The 17,821-nt window shown below is 32.4% G+C and carries 10 protein-coding genes; all 10 read right to left on the bottom strand.

Annotated features, from left to right (window positions below):
* Nucleotides 1-18: 18 nt before the first annotated feature.
* Entirely contained in the window at nucleotides 19-3,924 is a 3,906-nt protein-coding gene (locus EYW44_RS06140) for a phage tail protein (RefSeq protein ID WP_132722792.1), read from the bottom strand.
* Between the two features lie 195 nt (nucleotides 3,925-4,119).
* Complete coding sequence (locus EYW44_RS06135; RefSeq protein ID WP_132722791.1) at nucleotides 4,120-4,770, bottom strand: hypothetical protein; 651 nt, start codon at nucleotides 4,768-4,770, stop codon at nucleotides 4,120-4,122.
* Nucleotides 4,771-4,782: 12 nt separating this feature from the next.
* Nucleotides 4,783-6,741: a hypothetical protein gene (locus EYW44_RS06130; protein WP_132722790.1), complete on the bottom strand. Its 1,959-nt coding sequence runs from the start codon at nucleotides 6,739-6,741 to the stop codon at nucleotides 4,783-4,785.
* Between the two features lie 26 nt (nucleotides 6,742-6,767).
* Entirely contained in the window at nucleotides 6,768-8,084 is a 1,317-nt protein-coding gene (locus EYW44_RS06125) for an ATP-binding protein (protein WP_132722789.1), read from the bottom strand.
* Between the two features lie 65 nt (nucleotides 8,085-8,149).
* Nucleotides 8,150-8,305, bottom strand: a complete 156-nt coding sequence (locus EYW44_RS22140; RefSeq protein WP_165872172.1) for a hypothetical protein — start codon at nucleotides 8,303-8,305, stop codon at nucleotides 8,150-8,152.
* Between the two features lie 274 nt (nucleotides 8,306-8,579).
* The gene (locus EYW44_RS06120; protein WP_132722788.1) at nucleotides 8,580-9,212 is read right to left on the bottom strand and encodes a class I SAM-dependent methyltransferase; all 633 of its coding nucleotides are present in this window, start codon (nucleotides 9,210-9,212) and stop codon (nucleotides 8,580-8,582) included.
* Between the two features lie 6 nt (nucleotides 9,213-9,218).
* The gene (locus tag EYW44_RS06115) at nucleotides 9,219-10,367 is read right to left on the bottom strand and encodes a DUF3419 family protein (RefSeq protein WP_132722787.1); all 1,149 of its coding nucleotides are present in this window, start codon (nucleotides 10,365-10,367) and stop codon (nucleotides 9,219-9,221) included.
* A gap of 108 nt (nucleotides 10,368-10,475) precedes the next feature.
* Nucleotides 10,476-12,524, bottom strand: a complete 2,049-nt coding sequence (locus EYW44_RS22770; protein WP_132722786.1) for an OmpA family protein — start codon at nucleotides 12,522-12,524, stop codon at nucleotides 10,476-10,478.
* An 11-nt stretch (nucleotides 12,525-12,535) separates the two neighbouring features.
* A complete protein-coding gene (locus tag EYW44_RS06105; protein ID WP_306766631.1) occupies nucleotides 12,536-13,459 on the bottom strand; it encodes a PorP/SprF family type IX secretion system membrane protein in 924 nt (307 codons plus the stop codon).
* Nucleotides 13,460-13,496: 37 nt separating this feature from the next.
* Nucleotides 13,497-17,821 (bottom strand): gliding motility-associated C-terminal domain-containing protein (locus tag EYW44_RS22135; RefSeq protein WP_165872171.1); only part of this gene is annotated, 4,325 nt, incomplete at its 5' end.

Below are 17,821 nucleotides of genomic sequence, written 5' to 3'. Positions count from 1 at the left end.
ATTGTCTTGTTATAATTACTATAAAGTTACATTATTCCCTGGTTTTCTCAAATATCCCTTAATATTTTCATCATTAATCTTCTCTACTAAATCTTCCAGTTTAATTAAATCACTCTCTATTTGAGGAAGAAAATCTATAATTTGTTCATAAGTCCTCAAAGAAGAAATCGCTTTTGCTGCTTTATTTACAATAATAGCTTCATCTAAATCTAATATTGTATTCTTAGCTATGACTTCTGGTGTACTAGATGATAGACTTACTTTCTCTCTCTTTTCTCTATCTACCTTATAAGACTCAATATTAGTTTCAACTGGATTTTGAACATTGGTTTGTTCTACTAAAAGTTTATCCCTTACAAAATCATTACCTTCTTTTTTCAATAAATATGACCTTAAAACTAAATGGTTTGGTACAGAAGCTTCAGCAACACGTAATTTATTCATTTTATCTTTATCTTCCTTCTTAACAAACCCAGCTTGTTCCAATTTAGTATCTTCAAAAGGTTGTATAGATCTTCCGTATTTAACAATAAGAGTATAATCAACAATAGCACCAGAATTCACAGCTATTTTTATAGCCTTTTCAGCTTCTCTTAAGTGATTTTTATTCCCTGTTTGAGATAATGGAGTTAAATTTTCCCATGTTCCTGGTCCATGAAGTTCCATATTAAGTAAATGACCTCTTACATAATAACTCCCATTACCATCTGCTCTTACTAACAAAGCATCCATAACTTTGTGTCGGTCGTCATTTGGTTTCCCTCCTTTTATTCCTTTTTGAGTCAGTCTTTTCGCATACATTTTTGTAGCCATTTTCGCGCCCCCTATGGTACTTGAACGATGTTGAACCTCTGTCTCTGGTAGATCTTCTCGATCTACTCCGAAAAGTATACCCGTAGGCTTACTTAATTCTAAAAGTAAAGCTTCAAATTCTGCATCTTTTTTCTTTTTAGATGCTTTCTTTTCCTCTTTAGTATCACCTTTTAGTCTTTCATTTATTTTTGCATCAACTTTTTTAGCTATACCAATAGCAGTTGTTTTATGTGTCTTTTTTTGTGGATCATCAAGATCTACATCTCCTATAAACTCTTTATAAGTTTGTGGATTACTTGCAACCATTAATTCTACACTATTGCCTTTTCTTCTAAGAAATAAAGTATGTGTATGTTGATCTACAGTTTCAAATTCTTTTTTAATCTTCTTTTTTTCTACTAAATTCAAAAACTGCTCCTTTTTAGATAAGTCACCTTCCTTCTCTTCCTTCTTCTTACCAAAACCAAGTTTTTTCCAAACCTTCCTTCCAGCACTCTTAATTTTAGTCCATAAGCTAAATAATGCTTTTTCTACACGCTTTCTTATTTTTCGTACAATTCCTAACACTTTATTTGCCAAACCTCCAATACCTAATACAGATGCCAATAAACCAATTACTACAGGAACTGCTTTTCCTAATGCATTTTCAATACTCTTAGCCACAGCTCCAACTTTTCCGGCTGCAATAGCTGCAATAGATTCTGTAAATGCACTTACCAATTCTGCTATTTGTGAAGCTCGTTGTATGAAAAACTTAACTACATCTATAATTGCCATAATTGCTTTGACAAAAGCTCCTACTGGAGAAAGTAAACCTAGAATCCATTTTATTCCTGCTTGGACTACCTGAGACATTAACATGTCTTTAATAGCACCAATAACCGTTTCTTTTAAATCTTGAAACTGTTCTTTTAAATGTTCCCACAATCCTGCTATTCCTTTTTCTCTTAGAATTTGTACCATTTCAAAACCTGTTTCTAAGGCTTTTACAATAGGTTCACCTACAACTTTTACTCCAACAGTTCTAATAGTACTCCATGTAAAACCTAAAATTTGAGTAGTTAATGAGAAAATTCCTTTTAACGAGAAAATATTTTCTGGCATTTGAATGCTTAAACTCCCCATAGCACCTGTTAACCATCCTAGCAATCCGCTTTGTAAATGCTGTACAATATTGGTCATAAAGTTTTGAACTCCCTGACCTACACCTGTGATTAACATTTTGAAAAAACCTATCGGATCTGAAATAATAGCACCTACTGCAGTAACTACATTTGCTAATAAATTGGTTAATGTATTTTTTACTTTGATAATAATGTCAAATACACCTTTTAAAGCTCCCATAGCTTTATTTATCAGCCCACTATTTTTCTCTTTTAATGCTTCAATTTGAGTATCAACACTTGCTACTGCCTCCGAGTATTTTTGAGATAACACATCTATTAACGTATCTTTCTTGTTATCTATATCTTGCTCTAAGCTATCAAACTTACTTTGTATTTCATTAGCTGCTTGCTGACCTATTTTACGCAAGTCTGGCGATAAACCACCTACATAGTCTTGTACCGATTTTTTACCTTCCTTGATTGTACGTTTTGCTTTGTTTAACTCATTTGCTACTAAAGTTGCTATGGAACCTAAATAGCTATCCATAGTATCAATGTATATTTTTCTACCACTCTCAAAAAATTGATTCACCTCTTTTGGTAAACCTACAAAAGCATCTTTTACTCTACGAAGTTGTTTCCAACTAAAAATAGAACTTCCGTAACGCTTTTCTTTGTAAGCTTTCATATTGGTTTCAATATGATTTTCAAAAGCCTGTTGTGCTGCTCTGGCTCCGCTTTCAAATTTAGAAGCTACAGCGGTATCTAATGCTGATAAAATACTCGTTACTTTGGTTTTCGTTTCAGTGTAAAGTCCTTGTATTTTATCGGCAACTTGCTTTCTTGCTGCCGTATTTTGAGTAGCACTCTGCTTTTGATTGCCTGCTACTTTATTAAATGCTGCTACTCTATTGGTATGCATTCCTTGTGAGGTAGCATTTACTTGCTGTTGACTTTGTTGTTGTGCTGTATTTAATTCCTGATTTTCTGTATTTCTAAAAGATGCAACTGATGCTTTACTCTGTGCTTTGGCATTATTTTTCTCATCTAAAGCACTCTTAAAAGAAGCTTCATTTGAATTTGCTAGCATTGCATCTGTTACGCCGTGTTGTTCCATTTGCGTATCTAAACTTGCAGTTTCTTCTTGCAATGGTTTTTCTACAGATGCTTCTGATCGCTTACTTGGCATTGCTTGTGCTGTAGGAATCATAGCTGGTTTTTTACCAGGTATTGCTTTCGGCATAGGAGAAACTGCTGTTACTGGAACTGATGCTGTGTTTGGTGCTGCTGATGTTGCTTCAGGAATTCCTCCTGCAGCATTATCTTGCGCTGTTTTTACATCACCCATTGCAGCCGATTTCACTTCTGAAAGATTATTATTTTCTTTGAATTTATCTGCTGCCTCTTCATCTTTTGGCAATTCCATTTCTGCAATTCTAGATTTTAATTGCTCTTTAAAATCTGAAGCTTTAAATTCTCCTGTTTCTTGTTGTTCCATTACCTCAACTTGAGATGCTTGTGCTTTACTCAATCGTTCATTGCTTGGAACAGCTGCTGCTTTTTGCGCTTTTTTAGAAGCACTTTGAGCTGGTTCATGCTTTCGTTGCTTTTTAGCATTTGCATTAATAGAACTTGTCAATGCCTTAAAACTCGGATCTTCTGCTGGTGTTTTAGGTACTACAACTTCTTCTGAAGCTGGTTTTCCTGGTCCGGCTATCGGATAATCATTAACATCAAAATTATTATTTGTTGGTGTTGGATATTGTGCATCTAACATTTCTTTTGCAGAAACCGAAGTATCTTGAGGCACTTCTTTAACATCGTTTTGCTCCTTGGCTATAGGAGCAGCAACAGTTGCCGAAGCAACATTTACAACAGGAACTGGTGTATTAAAACCTTCCTTGTTATTTTTTATTGGTATGTTTTCTTTTTGTATTTGAGCCTTCGGTTTTTCTGCTGCTGGTTTTGCAACTCTACCTTTAGCTTTAGTGGCTTGATTCTCCATATGATTTCTTTTTTCTTAATCAGCTTTAATGATTAATTTTTATTGAAAACTTCATCTTTACTTCAACTATTTAATTGCTATTTTTTGAGCAATAAATTCCCTGTGGTAGCCATTTAATGACTCCAAAAAAGTTTTTTTATCTAATAATTTTTGTATCTGTTTCTTCCTAAATGGAAATTTTACAAAGTGCTGCTTTTAGCAATTTGTTAATGGTGATGAACAAATATCTTCTGGTCGAAACCATCCTTCTATTTGTTCTCCTGTTTTCTCTTTATGGTAAATTCCATAAATCCATTTTTTACAACACTTTACAATTTTAATTGTGTATTTTTCTGTTGGATTAACTCCGCTTATTACTTTCGATTTTTCATCTGCATTACTATAAATATTTACTTCCTTATCTGAATCAGGTAGATAAACACGTAAATGCTTACTTTCTATCCATAAGTTTTCGTACTTTTTATTGTTTGCAGTCTCAGCAAAAGCAACTTCAAGTTTTTTAATTTGAAACATTCCTTCTTTAGAGCTTGCTAATTCTAAAGTTAAAAACTCTTCTTCCCCTTCATTAAAAGAAACCCTCTCTGCAACTTCTTTTTTCTTATTGAATAATTCAATTCCCTTTTGAGGAGATTTTATTGCATAAGCTGTAACATTACAATCACATTCTTTTACAACAGCTGCTACTTTCTTTGATGGATTAGACACATCATCATTTACAGAAACTAGTACATTTTCTGATTGTATTTCAGTTGTTTTCGATTCCTTTTTCTCTTGTTTAGAGTTGCATCCTTGTAATAAAAAGACTAAAAGGAACAGTAAACTGAAGCTACTTTTTAAAATATTCATTTATTTTTAGTTTTATTTGATTTCTACTTGACCAGTATCTGTTGATTCAGAAGCGGCAGGGGGATTAAAGCTGGCTAAATCTATCATTGTATAATACCATCTTCTCTGACCGCTTTCTAATGATTTATCTGATACTTGCATCATAAATTTATAAAATTTTTCTGCACCAAAAATTACCTGACATAAAATTGACCAAGGTCCTACATTTTCATCTACCTCTACAGCTTCATTATCTAAAGTATTCGACTTGTTTTCAAATGCTTCTCTTTCCTTTAAAGTTTGCATTTTAATACTATTCTTTATGTATGTTTCGTGACTGGCTGTTAGTATGGTGTTATCATCAAAATCATCAAACAAAGCTTCCACTCTTTCATAATCTACTGTTGCTTTTGATTTTAAACTACTTATTTTCTCTTTTTCTCCATTCACTATTTTTAAGAAGCCTCCTCCAGCTTTTCCATCTACCGAAGCTAACTCTGGCAAATACTCAATTTGTCTTTTAATAATGTTTTCAATATGACTATCTGTAATCAATCCTTTTATTTGATCTTTTGTCATTTCATCATATGTCTCTGGCTTTTCAAAATCAGCATCTATATTCTGTAATATTTTTAATAACGATTCTCTATCATTTTTAGTTACTACCCAATATTTAGCAATCCATTCTTTACTACTGGTTAACTTTATTTTTTTAGATGTATCTTCTTCTCCATCTTTGTGCACTCCTGCTTTTCCTTCTTCCGTTTCTTCAAAAACAAGTTCCTTTTTATCTTTCCATTCTTTTAAATTAGTATAAGCAGTTTTACTAGTATCTAATCCCCATCTCGATAAAATGCTAAACAACTCTGTAATAATTAAATTTGCCTTAAACTGTTCTTCTGTAGAAACTGTTCCGGCAGGTAGTTTGGTACTTTGCATTCCTAAAATTTTACCCGTTGTTCCTCCTGGATGCCCATTTAAACCTCTTCCATCTTTTACATCAAACAGTAATGTTCCATCTGTTTTTTCTGTTAGTGTTCTATGTCCTCTTAAAGCAGGTTGTCTCGATTTATGATATCCTAATTTAAACATCATGGTTTGTGGTACTAACTTTTTGTTATCACTTAAATTACCTGGCTCTGTAGTTCCCGAAAAAACTTTTGCATGTTTTACAGTAGCTCCATTTTCAGTTGCAATCCAACTTACCGCAATAGTATCATTCCATTTTGTTGAGGTTGTGTCTAACTTTCTTCTAACTCCAGTAATATTGGTTATATTTTCATTATCACTCCACAATCCATTTCTTGTTAATGTAGCATCTCTAAAAAAGTCGTACAATGTTTCTTCATTCGAATTAAAATCTGGAATATTAATTGTTTCTCCTTCTAAATTCACCATTGAAGTATTCGATTCTTCGCTCATGAATTTTTTCTTTCTTGTTGCTGAATTAGTTACATCAGTAAGTTCACCCATTACATCTTTAATAAAAGAAGGTCCAGGCATTCCATCAATTCCTACACCTGCATTTGCTTGTAATAATGCTATTCCCAATACAATTTCATCTGGAAGAATTTTAACATTATCAGCTGTTGCTCCTGATAAATCTGTAGGAATTTCATACGAAACACCATCTACATTATCTGCCACATATTTAGCAATTCTCACCACTGCATTCAAAGTAAACTCTGCCTTGTCATCTCCTACCATTTTATTTCTGATATTCTTAACACTTATAACTCCGTTACTTTTTATTTCTTCTCCTTTTTTAATAATCAATTTATCATCATCTGTAGTACTAAAATATCCTGAATAGTCTCCTTTCTCATAATTTTCCTCGGTAACAACACTTGTATTACTAGCAAAGAAAAATTGAGAATCTATCATTTCTTGAGCACTAGGAGTATCTTTTACAGGAATTTTCCCTGCTTTTTCTTTTTTTTCTTGCTTTTTAACAGCGTGTCCTTTTGCCTTTTTCGACTCTTTTACTTTCATAATATTTTAATTTCAGCTGATTATTACTAAAAAACTCTATCTTCTTTGTGGTATTCTTTTTTAATACTATCTAACAACATTGACTCAACAATTGTCCAATCTCCTTGCGCTAAAGCTTTTAAACTTACATCCTGAATCACATTCATAATATTAGCACCGTTTAGCATGTATTTATTTGCTATTTCTTTAAGATTGATCTCTTTGGATACTTTTAATTTCTTTGGAAGATTTGTTGTCCACATTTTATAGCGTTCTGCTGGCTTTGGAAAATCAAATTTTATAACAGATTGAAAACGTCTCATAAAAGCTTCGTCCATGTTTTCTTTATAATTAGATGCTAGGATCACCATACCCGGAAATGCTTCTATTTTTTGTAATAAAAACGATACTTCCTGGTTTGCATATTTATCATGAGAATCTTTTACATTGGTACGTTTTCCAAAAACAGAATCAGCTTCATCAAAAAACAAAATCCAATCTTTATTTTTTGCTTTATCAAATAAGTTAGATAAATGTTTTTCTGTTTCTCCAATGTATTTAGAAACCAAAAGTGATAAGTCTATTTTAAAAACATCTTTTCCTGTTTGATTTCCTAACAAACTTGCTGCAAGAGTTTTTCCTGTTCCTGGAGGTCCATAAAACAAGGTTCTAAAACCTGGTTTTATTTTGTGTTTCATATCCAACTCATTTAATAAAACATCGTTATACTCTAACCATGTTTTAATGCTATGAATATCATTTAGTGTTTCTTCTGGCAATATTAAATCGTTCCAAGTTAAATTGGTTGTGATTTTTTTTGCAGGAAATTCTTCACTAAACTGAGGAATGAAAGTTCTACCTTGTAACATTGCAAAAAGTGCATCTTCATATATTTGTAAACGACCTCTTACCTTCGGATTACCTTTTGAAGTTCCTTCTAAATACAATCCACAAACCTTAAACAACTCACTTTTTTCTAACATCTCTAAAAAAGAAACTCTCTTTTGAAGATTGTTTCCAAAAGCTAAAAACTGCGCTGTTTCTCCTGTAGGATCTGCATTCTTTCCATCTGCTCTAATAATAGAATATAAGTAGAAAGTAGCACTATTATTAGCCATGGCTACTTCTCTTATTAATTCTGAATATACATGCGGACTAATAGCTAATAATAACATTAAAACTTCTTCATGAGTATAGGCAATACTACTTCCGTTAATAAAATTGCCAATAGTACTATTATTTAATATGCGAATATTAAAGCTAGGTCCTTCAGTTAAATCTGCATTCGGATGTTGATCTCTCCATTGCATCACCTCTTTTAAATGGCGAAACAAAAGCTGTAGTGTTTGTTTATTGTCAGTCATTACTTTTTTAGAATGAGGTTTTTGTTTACTATTCTAGAAATTTTAGGGGATTATTCGGTATATATTTATTGATTCATGATGTTATAAATAGTACGCTCTGATAAGAACAATCTCTCAGAAAGTTCTGCTACTATTAACTTCATTTGTTTCTCTTGATTTTTGTTGATATAACCTCTTACAAATCTTCTTCTTTTCTCTATTAAATCTTTACTTCTTTTCATCTTAATTATGTTTTTACAACTATTTGACAGGTCAAAAATCTGAAGAATATCAAGGGTTTACAAACTGATTATCAATGATTGTAAAATGCATTACAATGGTTGCAGGTTTTTATGTTATGATTGATTTTTCTTCTTATTGAAACAACAGTATTTACTTGAAATAAATCTGTAATTTCATTTTTTTGAAGCATAAAAAAAGGATTCAAGTACTAATTACTTGAATCCTTTCCGAAACGATATTTATATATCTAAATCGTTTACTCCACTTAACTTTTTATTTCTTTTTACCTAAAAATGTAAAATACTCCCATACGCCAAAGTAAGCATTGAATATGTCACTATTTACAACTTCAAACTTACGTTCTAATATTGGATGTAAATGACTTTCCATTCTTACATGATGATTGCTCATATGATTTCGAAACCAACTGTGTTTAGAGTTATAAAAATCTACTACAGCAATATATCCACCAGGTTTTAAATCCTCATATGCCTGTAAAATCATTGAAGAAAAATCAGGATTTACCATAGTAAGCATATAAGAAAACAGTATAACATCTGGTTGCTCTCCCTCAAAATTTATTTTTTTAGTCCCGTAAGGACTTTCAATTAGTTGAATATTGGAACTATTTTTATTTTTTTTCTGAGCAATTTGAATCATATCTGCTGATACATCTAATCCTAAAATTTTACTGTTAGGAAATTTTTTACTCAAATTTTTCAAATTATAACCTGTTCCACAACCAATTTCTAAAATTTTTTGAGGTGATGTTTCTTTTGCTATTCTGTCTAAGATTAGATTTCTTCCAAACAAAAAAGACCATCGTGTACTATCATAAATCATTGATTGAAAACGATAGTAATTTTGAATTCTCTGATTTTGTATTATTGAACCTTCTTGCAGCATATTTTTTTAATTTACAATTCCTAAATAAACACTTGCATAAGTTCCTACTCTATCTTTTGTATGCATTCTATCAGACAATTCTTTGTCAAAAGACACTTTATTCTTTACAAAATCAGGAAAGAAATCAATTTCTGTTGCAGCTGATCTCATTAAAATTCTGGTTCCTGGTTTACTGTTTTCTAAAATCAAACGCCATTCTTCTTCTAAAGCAGGAATATTATTTGCTGCCAACCAATCTTGATGATCTAATAATACATAATGTGAATAAGCTCCAGGATTTTCTTTTAAGAAACCACTTAAAGTTGTGGTGTAGCTTTTAGCTTTTTTTTGTTGATTTTGAAGCGTTGAAAAATGTGCTTCTTTTAAATATTCAGGACAGCATTGTTTGGTATAAAATCCATTAAGATATACTTGATAAAAATAATTATCTCCAATATCTAATTTTGTAAATACATTTCTAAAACATTCTCTAATATAAGCTACATTTCCACCAACATAGCTTTGTTGAATCAATGCTTGCTGAGCTTTGGGCACTCCTGCCAAATACATTGTTAAATGATTATTTAATAAACGTGATATAAATGGATTGAAAATTTTATCTTCTAATATCGAATAATAGCTTGCCTGTTGGCTTAAGTTATTAGATGACATAAAGCTTTCTAAATTTTGACGTATTTTTTTTCGTGTGTATAAATATCTTCTACACATAAAAGCCAAAAAGCCTGAAGCTCCTCTGTAATAAAAAGATTTTCTTCTTCCTTTACCTTGAAAATAATGTATGTGCTGATCCCAATATTCTTGTGCATATTTAGGCAAACTTTCTCTTACATTATTTTCGTAATAAAATTTAGCTTCTGGGTGATTTCCTTCTCCAAAAAATTGAAATAATGCTTTATAATCACCAAGATTTATAAAGCTTCTTTTCAATTCAAATAATGCATTCTGCCTAAAATTCATATCCACTGTATGAATTTCTGCTGGCTCGTCTAATAAATAATCTAAAAGATTATCTCCAGCACTTGTAATCATTACTAATTTACTATCGTGCTGGAGTTTTAATAGTTCTCTATCACAACGAGGGTCTTCCCAACAAGTGTTATAGATTAATTTATTGCCATGTATTTTATGGAAAAACCAATTTTGAATTTTACTCATTATGAAGGTATATTTTAGTTACAATTCATACAAAGTAACCTTCTTAAAATGAGTTCTTAAAAAATTAATTATTAAGTTTTTATCAATCTATTGTTAAGTATGTTATTATTACATTCCTAAAATTATAAACTCAGACCTTCTGTTTAATTGATGTTCTGCTTCTGAACATGTTACACCATTTGCACATTTGTTAATTAACCTACTCTCACCATATCCAATGGCACTTTTAATTCTATTCGCTTCAATACCCTGACTAATTAAATAATCTCTTGTAGATTTAGCTCTTCTATCTGATAATGCTAAGTTATAAGCATCGGTATTTCTAGCATCGGTATGAGATTCTATTTTTATAATCATCTTAGGATATTGACGCATTAAAACAACTATTTTGTTTAGCTCAATTCCCGCATCGTTTCTAATGAATGATTTATTTAAATTAAAATAAATAATTCCGATTTTTATTTTTAACAGTCCTTGCTCTTCAACTATTAACTCGTTTAATGTTTCCAAACCTAATGGTACAATTGTTTCACCATTTTTACTATCAGTAGTAAACGGCTTTGTTTTTACGCCATATCCAGTTTTAGAAGCTTCAACTTTGTATTTAATGCTACACCCTAATGTAGTATCAAAATTATATTTTCCATTTAAATCGGTAGTTGTACTTGCAATCTTCTGATTTTTCTCATCAAATAATGTTACCATAACATTACCTATACGCTCACCTGTAATAGCATTAGAAATATAACCTTTTACTTGCTGCTCGCATATCTCTTTTGGCTCATCAGCTAATGGAATCCTTACAAACGAATAAATATCGTCATCTCCTTTACCTTCATCTCTATTAGAGGCTACAAATCCTCTGTTTTTATCTTCTTTTATAATGAATGAAAAATCATCTTTTTTACTATTTAAAGGAGCCCCTAAATTAGTAGGACTATTAAAATTTCCTTCATCAATTATTGAACTTTTAAAAACATCTAAACCTCCTAAACCTAAATGTCCATCAGATGCAAAATATAAGGTGTTTTCTGTTATATAAGGAAACATTTCTCTTCCTGCTGTATTTACCTTATCTCCTAAATTTCTTGGCTTAGAATAACTTGTTTTATTTCCCTCTTGATTTAATATATCTACTACAAAAACATCTGTTGCTCCAATTGAACCTGGCATATCTGAAACAAAATACAGTAATTTTCCATCGTTACTAACTGTTGGGTGTCCTACAGAATACTCTTCACTATTAAAAGGCAATTCTTTTACGTTATCCCAAGTTGCAACATCATCTTTTGTTACTAAATCAGCACTGTATAACTTTAAATGATTCGTACCATCACTGTCTCTTACTAATTCACCATCATAGTTGTTTCTTGTAAAATATACTCTTTTGTAATCTGGTGAAAAAGCTAATGTTGCTTCATGATATTTAGTATTTAACTTTTCAGAAAATTCACCAATGTTCTTAACATCAGATTCTATGGCATTAAGATTACTTACGTACATATTTAAAAATGGTTGCTCGTTCCAATGATAAATTCTTGTATGATAATTTGATGAATCAATTGCAGATGAATACACCAATTTATCCTTGTAATACATTGGACCAAAATCTGAATACTCTCCGTTTATTGAAAGATTGTGTAAAATAAACTGCGGTTTAATTGCTAAAATATCTTCAACACTAACTTCATTTTGGTTGAAATTACCAGATCTATCATCTCCTTTTTTAGTTCTTTTAGAAAACTCTTTCATCCATTGCTTTGCCTCTTTATATTTTCCTACTCCTTCTAAACTATGTGCATATCTAAAAATATATTCTGGATCAACTTTTTCATAATAATTAGAAATTAATCGATCGTAAATACGATAAGCATTCTTCATATCTGTATTAAAAAAATAAGAGTCTCCTGCTCTTTCCAATAATCTTATAAACTCTTTATTGTCGTTGATAAGATCTGTTGTTTTCTTATCTATTTTTTCAAACTCTTTTTCATACAATGCGGCAGCTTCTTTATACCACATTCTTTTAAAAAGTTCGTCTGCTTTTGGTGTTGAATTTTTAGTAGATGTTTTAGCGGATAGATTATCTTCTACAGAATTTTGTGCAAAAGAAAAACTCGCTGCTAATGCTATTATAAGTGTAATTATTTTTTTCATTTTGCTATGTTTTAAAAGAAACGTGGTGATTTTAATTGTTTTTCTTTTGTTAATAACTCAAAACGTAACATAATTTCATGTGTTCCTGAATTAAAATCTCCTAATCGAGTGGTTGTTAAATCATATGCATATCCTAGTAGTAATTTCGGAGTTAATTGTAACCCTATTAAACCACTAAAAGAATCGTCCCAACGATAAGCCGCTCCTATTCTAAATTTATCGTATAACATAAAGTTAGCTGATAAATCAACTATTGCAGGAGCTCCAACTACAAACTTTCCTAAAAAAGCAGGCTTAAACTTAACCGAATCACTTAAATCAAATACTTTACCTGCTATTAAAAAATAATGCAAACGTTCGGCACTTACCTCAAAAGTATTACTATTAAAGCTATCTCTATCAAAATGCTCTTTGGTTAAAAAGTTAGGAACAGAAATACCTATGTATGTTTTATCATTTCTCCAATACATACCTGCACCCACTGTAGGCAAAAATCTGTTATTTATTGAAGATACATCGGCATTAGTTTGAAAACCATCAAATAAATCAACATTTAACAATCTTGCTCCCGCTTTCAAACCAAATGATAATCTACTCTTATTATTCAAACGAATTGTATAGGATAGGTTTCCATCCAGATATATTTCTCTGGATGGACCTAATTTATCATTCACAATCGCTACACCTAAACCAAGGTTATTACCTATAGGTGACTCCACTGTTAACGATTGAGTTTGCGGAGCTCCCTCAATACCAACCCACTGTGTTCTATGCAATGCTGTAACAGATAAATGTCCTCTTGAACCTGCATATGCTGAATTAACAGACAATGTATTGAACATATAATTTGTGTATTGTGGATCTTGCTGCGCATTACTTTGTAGCGTAAAAGCAGCCAAAAACAAGACAAATACTATTTTAAATTTTAAATACATTTTCAATTTTTTATTAACTTTTTTATCTGATTTATTTTTATCTAACTATGTATAACCAACCTACTCTTGCATCTGATCCATCTCCTAGATCTAATACATAGTAATAAGTTCCTACTGGTAACCTTTCTCCTTTGTTTATAACTGCTCTACCATTAGAAATTCCGTCAAAAGTATTATCATAACCTTCTTTAGAGTATACGATATTACCCCATCTGTTATATACTTCTAACTTATTTTTTGGATAATTTCCAATACAATCTATGTAGAACACTTCATTATCTGCATTTCCGTTTGGAGAGAATTTATCATGAATAGTTAAACATATTGGATCAATGGTTGCTGAATTACTATCATTATTCGGATTTCCGTCTATCTGATCTAAAGATTGTAAAGATGCCGTGTTTTCATAATCACTTATATCTAACACTTTAACTTCAATCTCTAACATTACTATTGCACCTGTAGGTACTGACGGTATTGTCCAAACTCCTCCTACTTGATCATAAGAACCCTCTGTAGCTACAGAAGACATATACTCATATCCTGACGGTAATAGTTCACTTATTTCAACCGAAGTTGCCGCAATGCTACCTTCATTTGTAACTGTAATTGTAAAGTTAATTATATCACCTATAGCTGGCTCTAGCACATCCACTTCTTTCGATACAGATATATCAGCAGTTGGCGTATTAATAGTTGCACTTGATTCATCATTTTCGCTTTGATCACCATCATCATTATTAGGTGTACTATTAGGGTCAAATTGATCACTTCCAATTATTTGTGCTACATTTTCATACTCACCAGGCTGTAAAGTAGGCATGTTAACAGTAGCTTCATAGGTGATTGTTAAACCAGAAGTGGTTACTGTTAAGTTATTCCAATCAATTGTATTTCCTGTCAATACTCCTCCGTCACTAATGTTATCAATGTTACTATATCCAATTGGTAATACATCCTGTAAATCAACTCCCGTTGCTGTGTCAGGACCTAAATTATCCACTTGTAAAGTAAACGTAACAACTTCTCCAACATTAGCATTTACATTGTTTACTGATTTAGTTAGTGATAAATCAGCAATTCCAACTAAAACAGTAAAGCTTGTTTCATCATCATCTGCTAAACCATCTGCTAAATCATCAACAGAGGCGTCGCTTAACACGTCACTATCTGGATCTATTTGATCTACTCCAACAATTTCTGTTCTGTTAACAAACTCATCTGTTGTGTTACTTGGTGTATTAACTATAACATCTATAAATAAAGTTTGTGATCCGTTTGCTGGTATATCATCAACTTCCCAAAGTCCAGTAACTGCATCATAACTACCAGAAGTAGCACTAAATTGATCGTATACAAAACCTACAGGTAGTAAATCTGACACCTGAACATTGCTTGCATTATCAGGACCTGCATTGCTTACTGTTATCTGGAATCTTAATGGATCACCAGGCTGTGCGCTTGTTATTCCTCCAACTGTTGTTTTACTAATAGATAAGTCAGCTACTTTTTGAATAGGCGTCGTTAATGCTTCTGCATAATCATCTTCAGTTGTCACACTATTTCCTGGTGTAGAATCACTATCAGTAACATTAGAAGCTGAAACTTCTGCTGTATTTAAATAATCTCCTCTAGGATTTACTCTTACATCTATTAATAAAGTTTCAACATCTCCATTTGCAAGATTACCAACAGTCCAAACTCCTGTAGTTTCATTATAAGTTCCTGTTGAAGAACTGAATGTTTGGAAATCATATCCTGATGGAAGTAAATCTGTTACTTCAACTCCTGTTGCTGTTTGTGGTCCATCATTTCTAACAGTTAACACAAAAGTAATTTCATCTCCTACCAATGGTGTAACATCTCCATCAACAACTGCTTTTGTTAATGATAAATCTGCTATTGAAATCACAGGGGTTGTTATTGCACTATCTTCATCATCTTCACTTTGATCTCCATCATCATTATTCGGAGTTGAATCTGCATCAACTACATCTGAAGCCGTTACTTGAGCAATATTTAAGTAATCTCCTGTCGGGTTTACTAATACATCAATTAATAACGTTTCTGAAGTTCCACTAGCAACATTACCAACTGTCCAAACTCCTGTAGTTTCATTATATGCTCCTTCAGTAGAACTAAATAAAACAAAATCATATCCTGATGGTAACAAATCTGTTACTTCTACTCCTGTTGCATCCTGTGGTCCATCATTTGTCAAAGTAATTTGGAATGTAATTTCTGACCCTACCAACGGTGTGGTATCACCATCAACTACAATCTTCGTAAGTGATAAATCTGCTATTGAAATTACTGGAGTAACAATTGCATTATCTTCATCATCCTCACTTTGATCTCCATCATCATTATTTGGTACAGAATCAATATCAAACACATCAGAAGCTGTTACTTGAGCTATGTTTAAATAATCTCCTGTTGGATTTACCAATACATCAATCAATAATGTTTCTGATTCACCTGCTGGAATACTACCTACTTGCCATACTCCTGTTGCTTCCTCATAAGTACCTTCAGTAGAACTAAACAATATAAAATCATATCCTGATGGTAATAAATCTGTCACTTCAACTCCTGTTGCATTCTGAGGTCCATCATTAGTTACTGTAATTTGGAAAGTAATTTCTGATCCAACCAATGGTGTTGTATCACCATCAACCACAATCTTTGTTAATGATAAATCTGCCACATCTACATAATCAACCGTTACCGTTGAAGGATTAGAGGTATTTCCATCATTATCATCAACTGTATAACTTATTGGTGTTGGATCTTCTACAAATCCTGATTCTGGAGTAAAAGTTAATTCTCCAGTTACTGGATCATAACTCCAAGTTCCTTCTCCAGGTACATCAAACCCTATTACATCTCCATCTGCATCAGTAACAATATTTGTTGCTCCTGCTGGTGTAATTAAATTTACACTGTCTGGATCTAAATTTCCATCTGGATCGTTATCATTAGCTAGTATATCGATACTTGCAGTACTTCCAGTTGCATTATTCAAACTTTCATCATCTTCTGAAATTGGAAATTCAATTTCATAATCAATGGTAATAGTTCCTGGTGATGTTGTTACTTCTCCAGTATCTACATCAGTTAGATTATAATCTACTGGTGTAGGATCATCTGTAAATCCTGATTCTGGAGTGAAAGTAACTTCTCCACTAGCTTCATCATATAACCAAGTTCCTTCTCCTGGAACTGTAAATTCAATTGTATTACCACCTGCGCCTGTAACAGTACCAGTTGATCCTGCTGGAACTACAAAATCAAAAATAACATCATCTGGATCTGGTGTTGTACCATCTGGTAAAGTATCATTCAATAACGCATCTAGGGTTACAGGATTTCCTGTATCATTTCCAGTACTTGAATCATCCATTGCCACTGGCGGATCTTGACTGTACTCAATAGTAACTGATGCTTCATTTGAAACATTTCCGTCATCATCTCTTACTGTATAACTCACAGGAGTTGGATTTCCTGTAAAACCATCTTCTGGATCAAAACTTAACTCTCCAGTTACTTCATCATAACTCCAAGTTCCTTCTCCTGGAACTGTAAATCCAATAATATCTCCACTTAAATCAGTTATAACATTCGTTGCTCCTGCTGGTACTACTAAATTTACTGAAGTAGCGTCAATAGTTCCATCTGCATCTGTATCTCCATCTAAAATGTTTACTGAAACAATATCTCCTTGATTATTACCTGTACTTAATTCGTTATCTGCAACTGGTGGAATTTCATAAATCACCGTAATTGTTGCTGTATCTGAAGCACCTGTATCCAAGTCTACAAGCTCATATGTAATTGGAGTTGGACTCAATTCAAATCCAACCTCTGGTGTAAATGTAACAACTCCCGTAGCTGAATCATACATCCAAGTTCCTTCTCCAGTAACAGCTAATGAAGTTTGAACTCCTGGTGTTCCAGGATCTAAATCAACTGTAACATCTGAAACATCTGGTGTTGTTCCATCTCCTAATTGGTCATTAGTTAAAATATTAATTTGAGTTGGATCACCTATATCAGTAGGTACTGGATTAATATCGTTAGTTGCTACTGGTGCCGTGTCTAAGTATTCAATATTAATATTCGCTGGCGTTGCGATTTGATTACCATCATCATCACTTACATTATAAGTAATGTCGGTTGGATCGCCTGTGAATCCATCCTCTGGATCAAAACTAATCTCTCCTGTTACTTCATTGTAACTCCAAACTCCTTCACCTGGAACTGTAAAACCAATCACATCTCCGTCACTTGAAGTAATAATATTTGTTGCTCCTCCTGGTGCGATTAAACTTACAGTCGTCGGATCAATTGTTCCGTCTGTAT

Source organism: Tenacibaculum sp. M341 (assembly GCF_004337695.1).
In the GTDB taxonomy this organism is placed as follows: Bacteria; Bacteroidota; Bacteroidia; order Flavobacteriales; family Flavobacteriaceae; genus Polaribacter.
The sequence above is the reverse complement of the archived record's forward strand: the minus strand, read 5'-3'. Positions and strand labels throughout refer to the sequence as shown.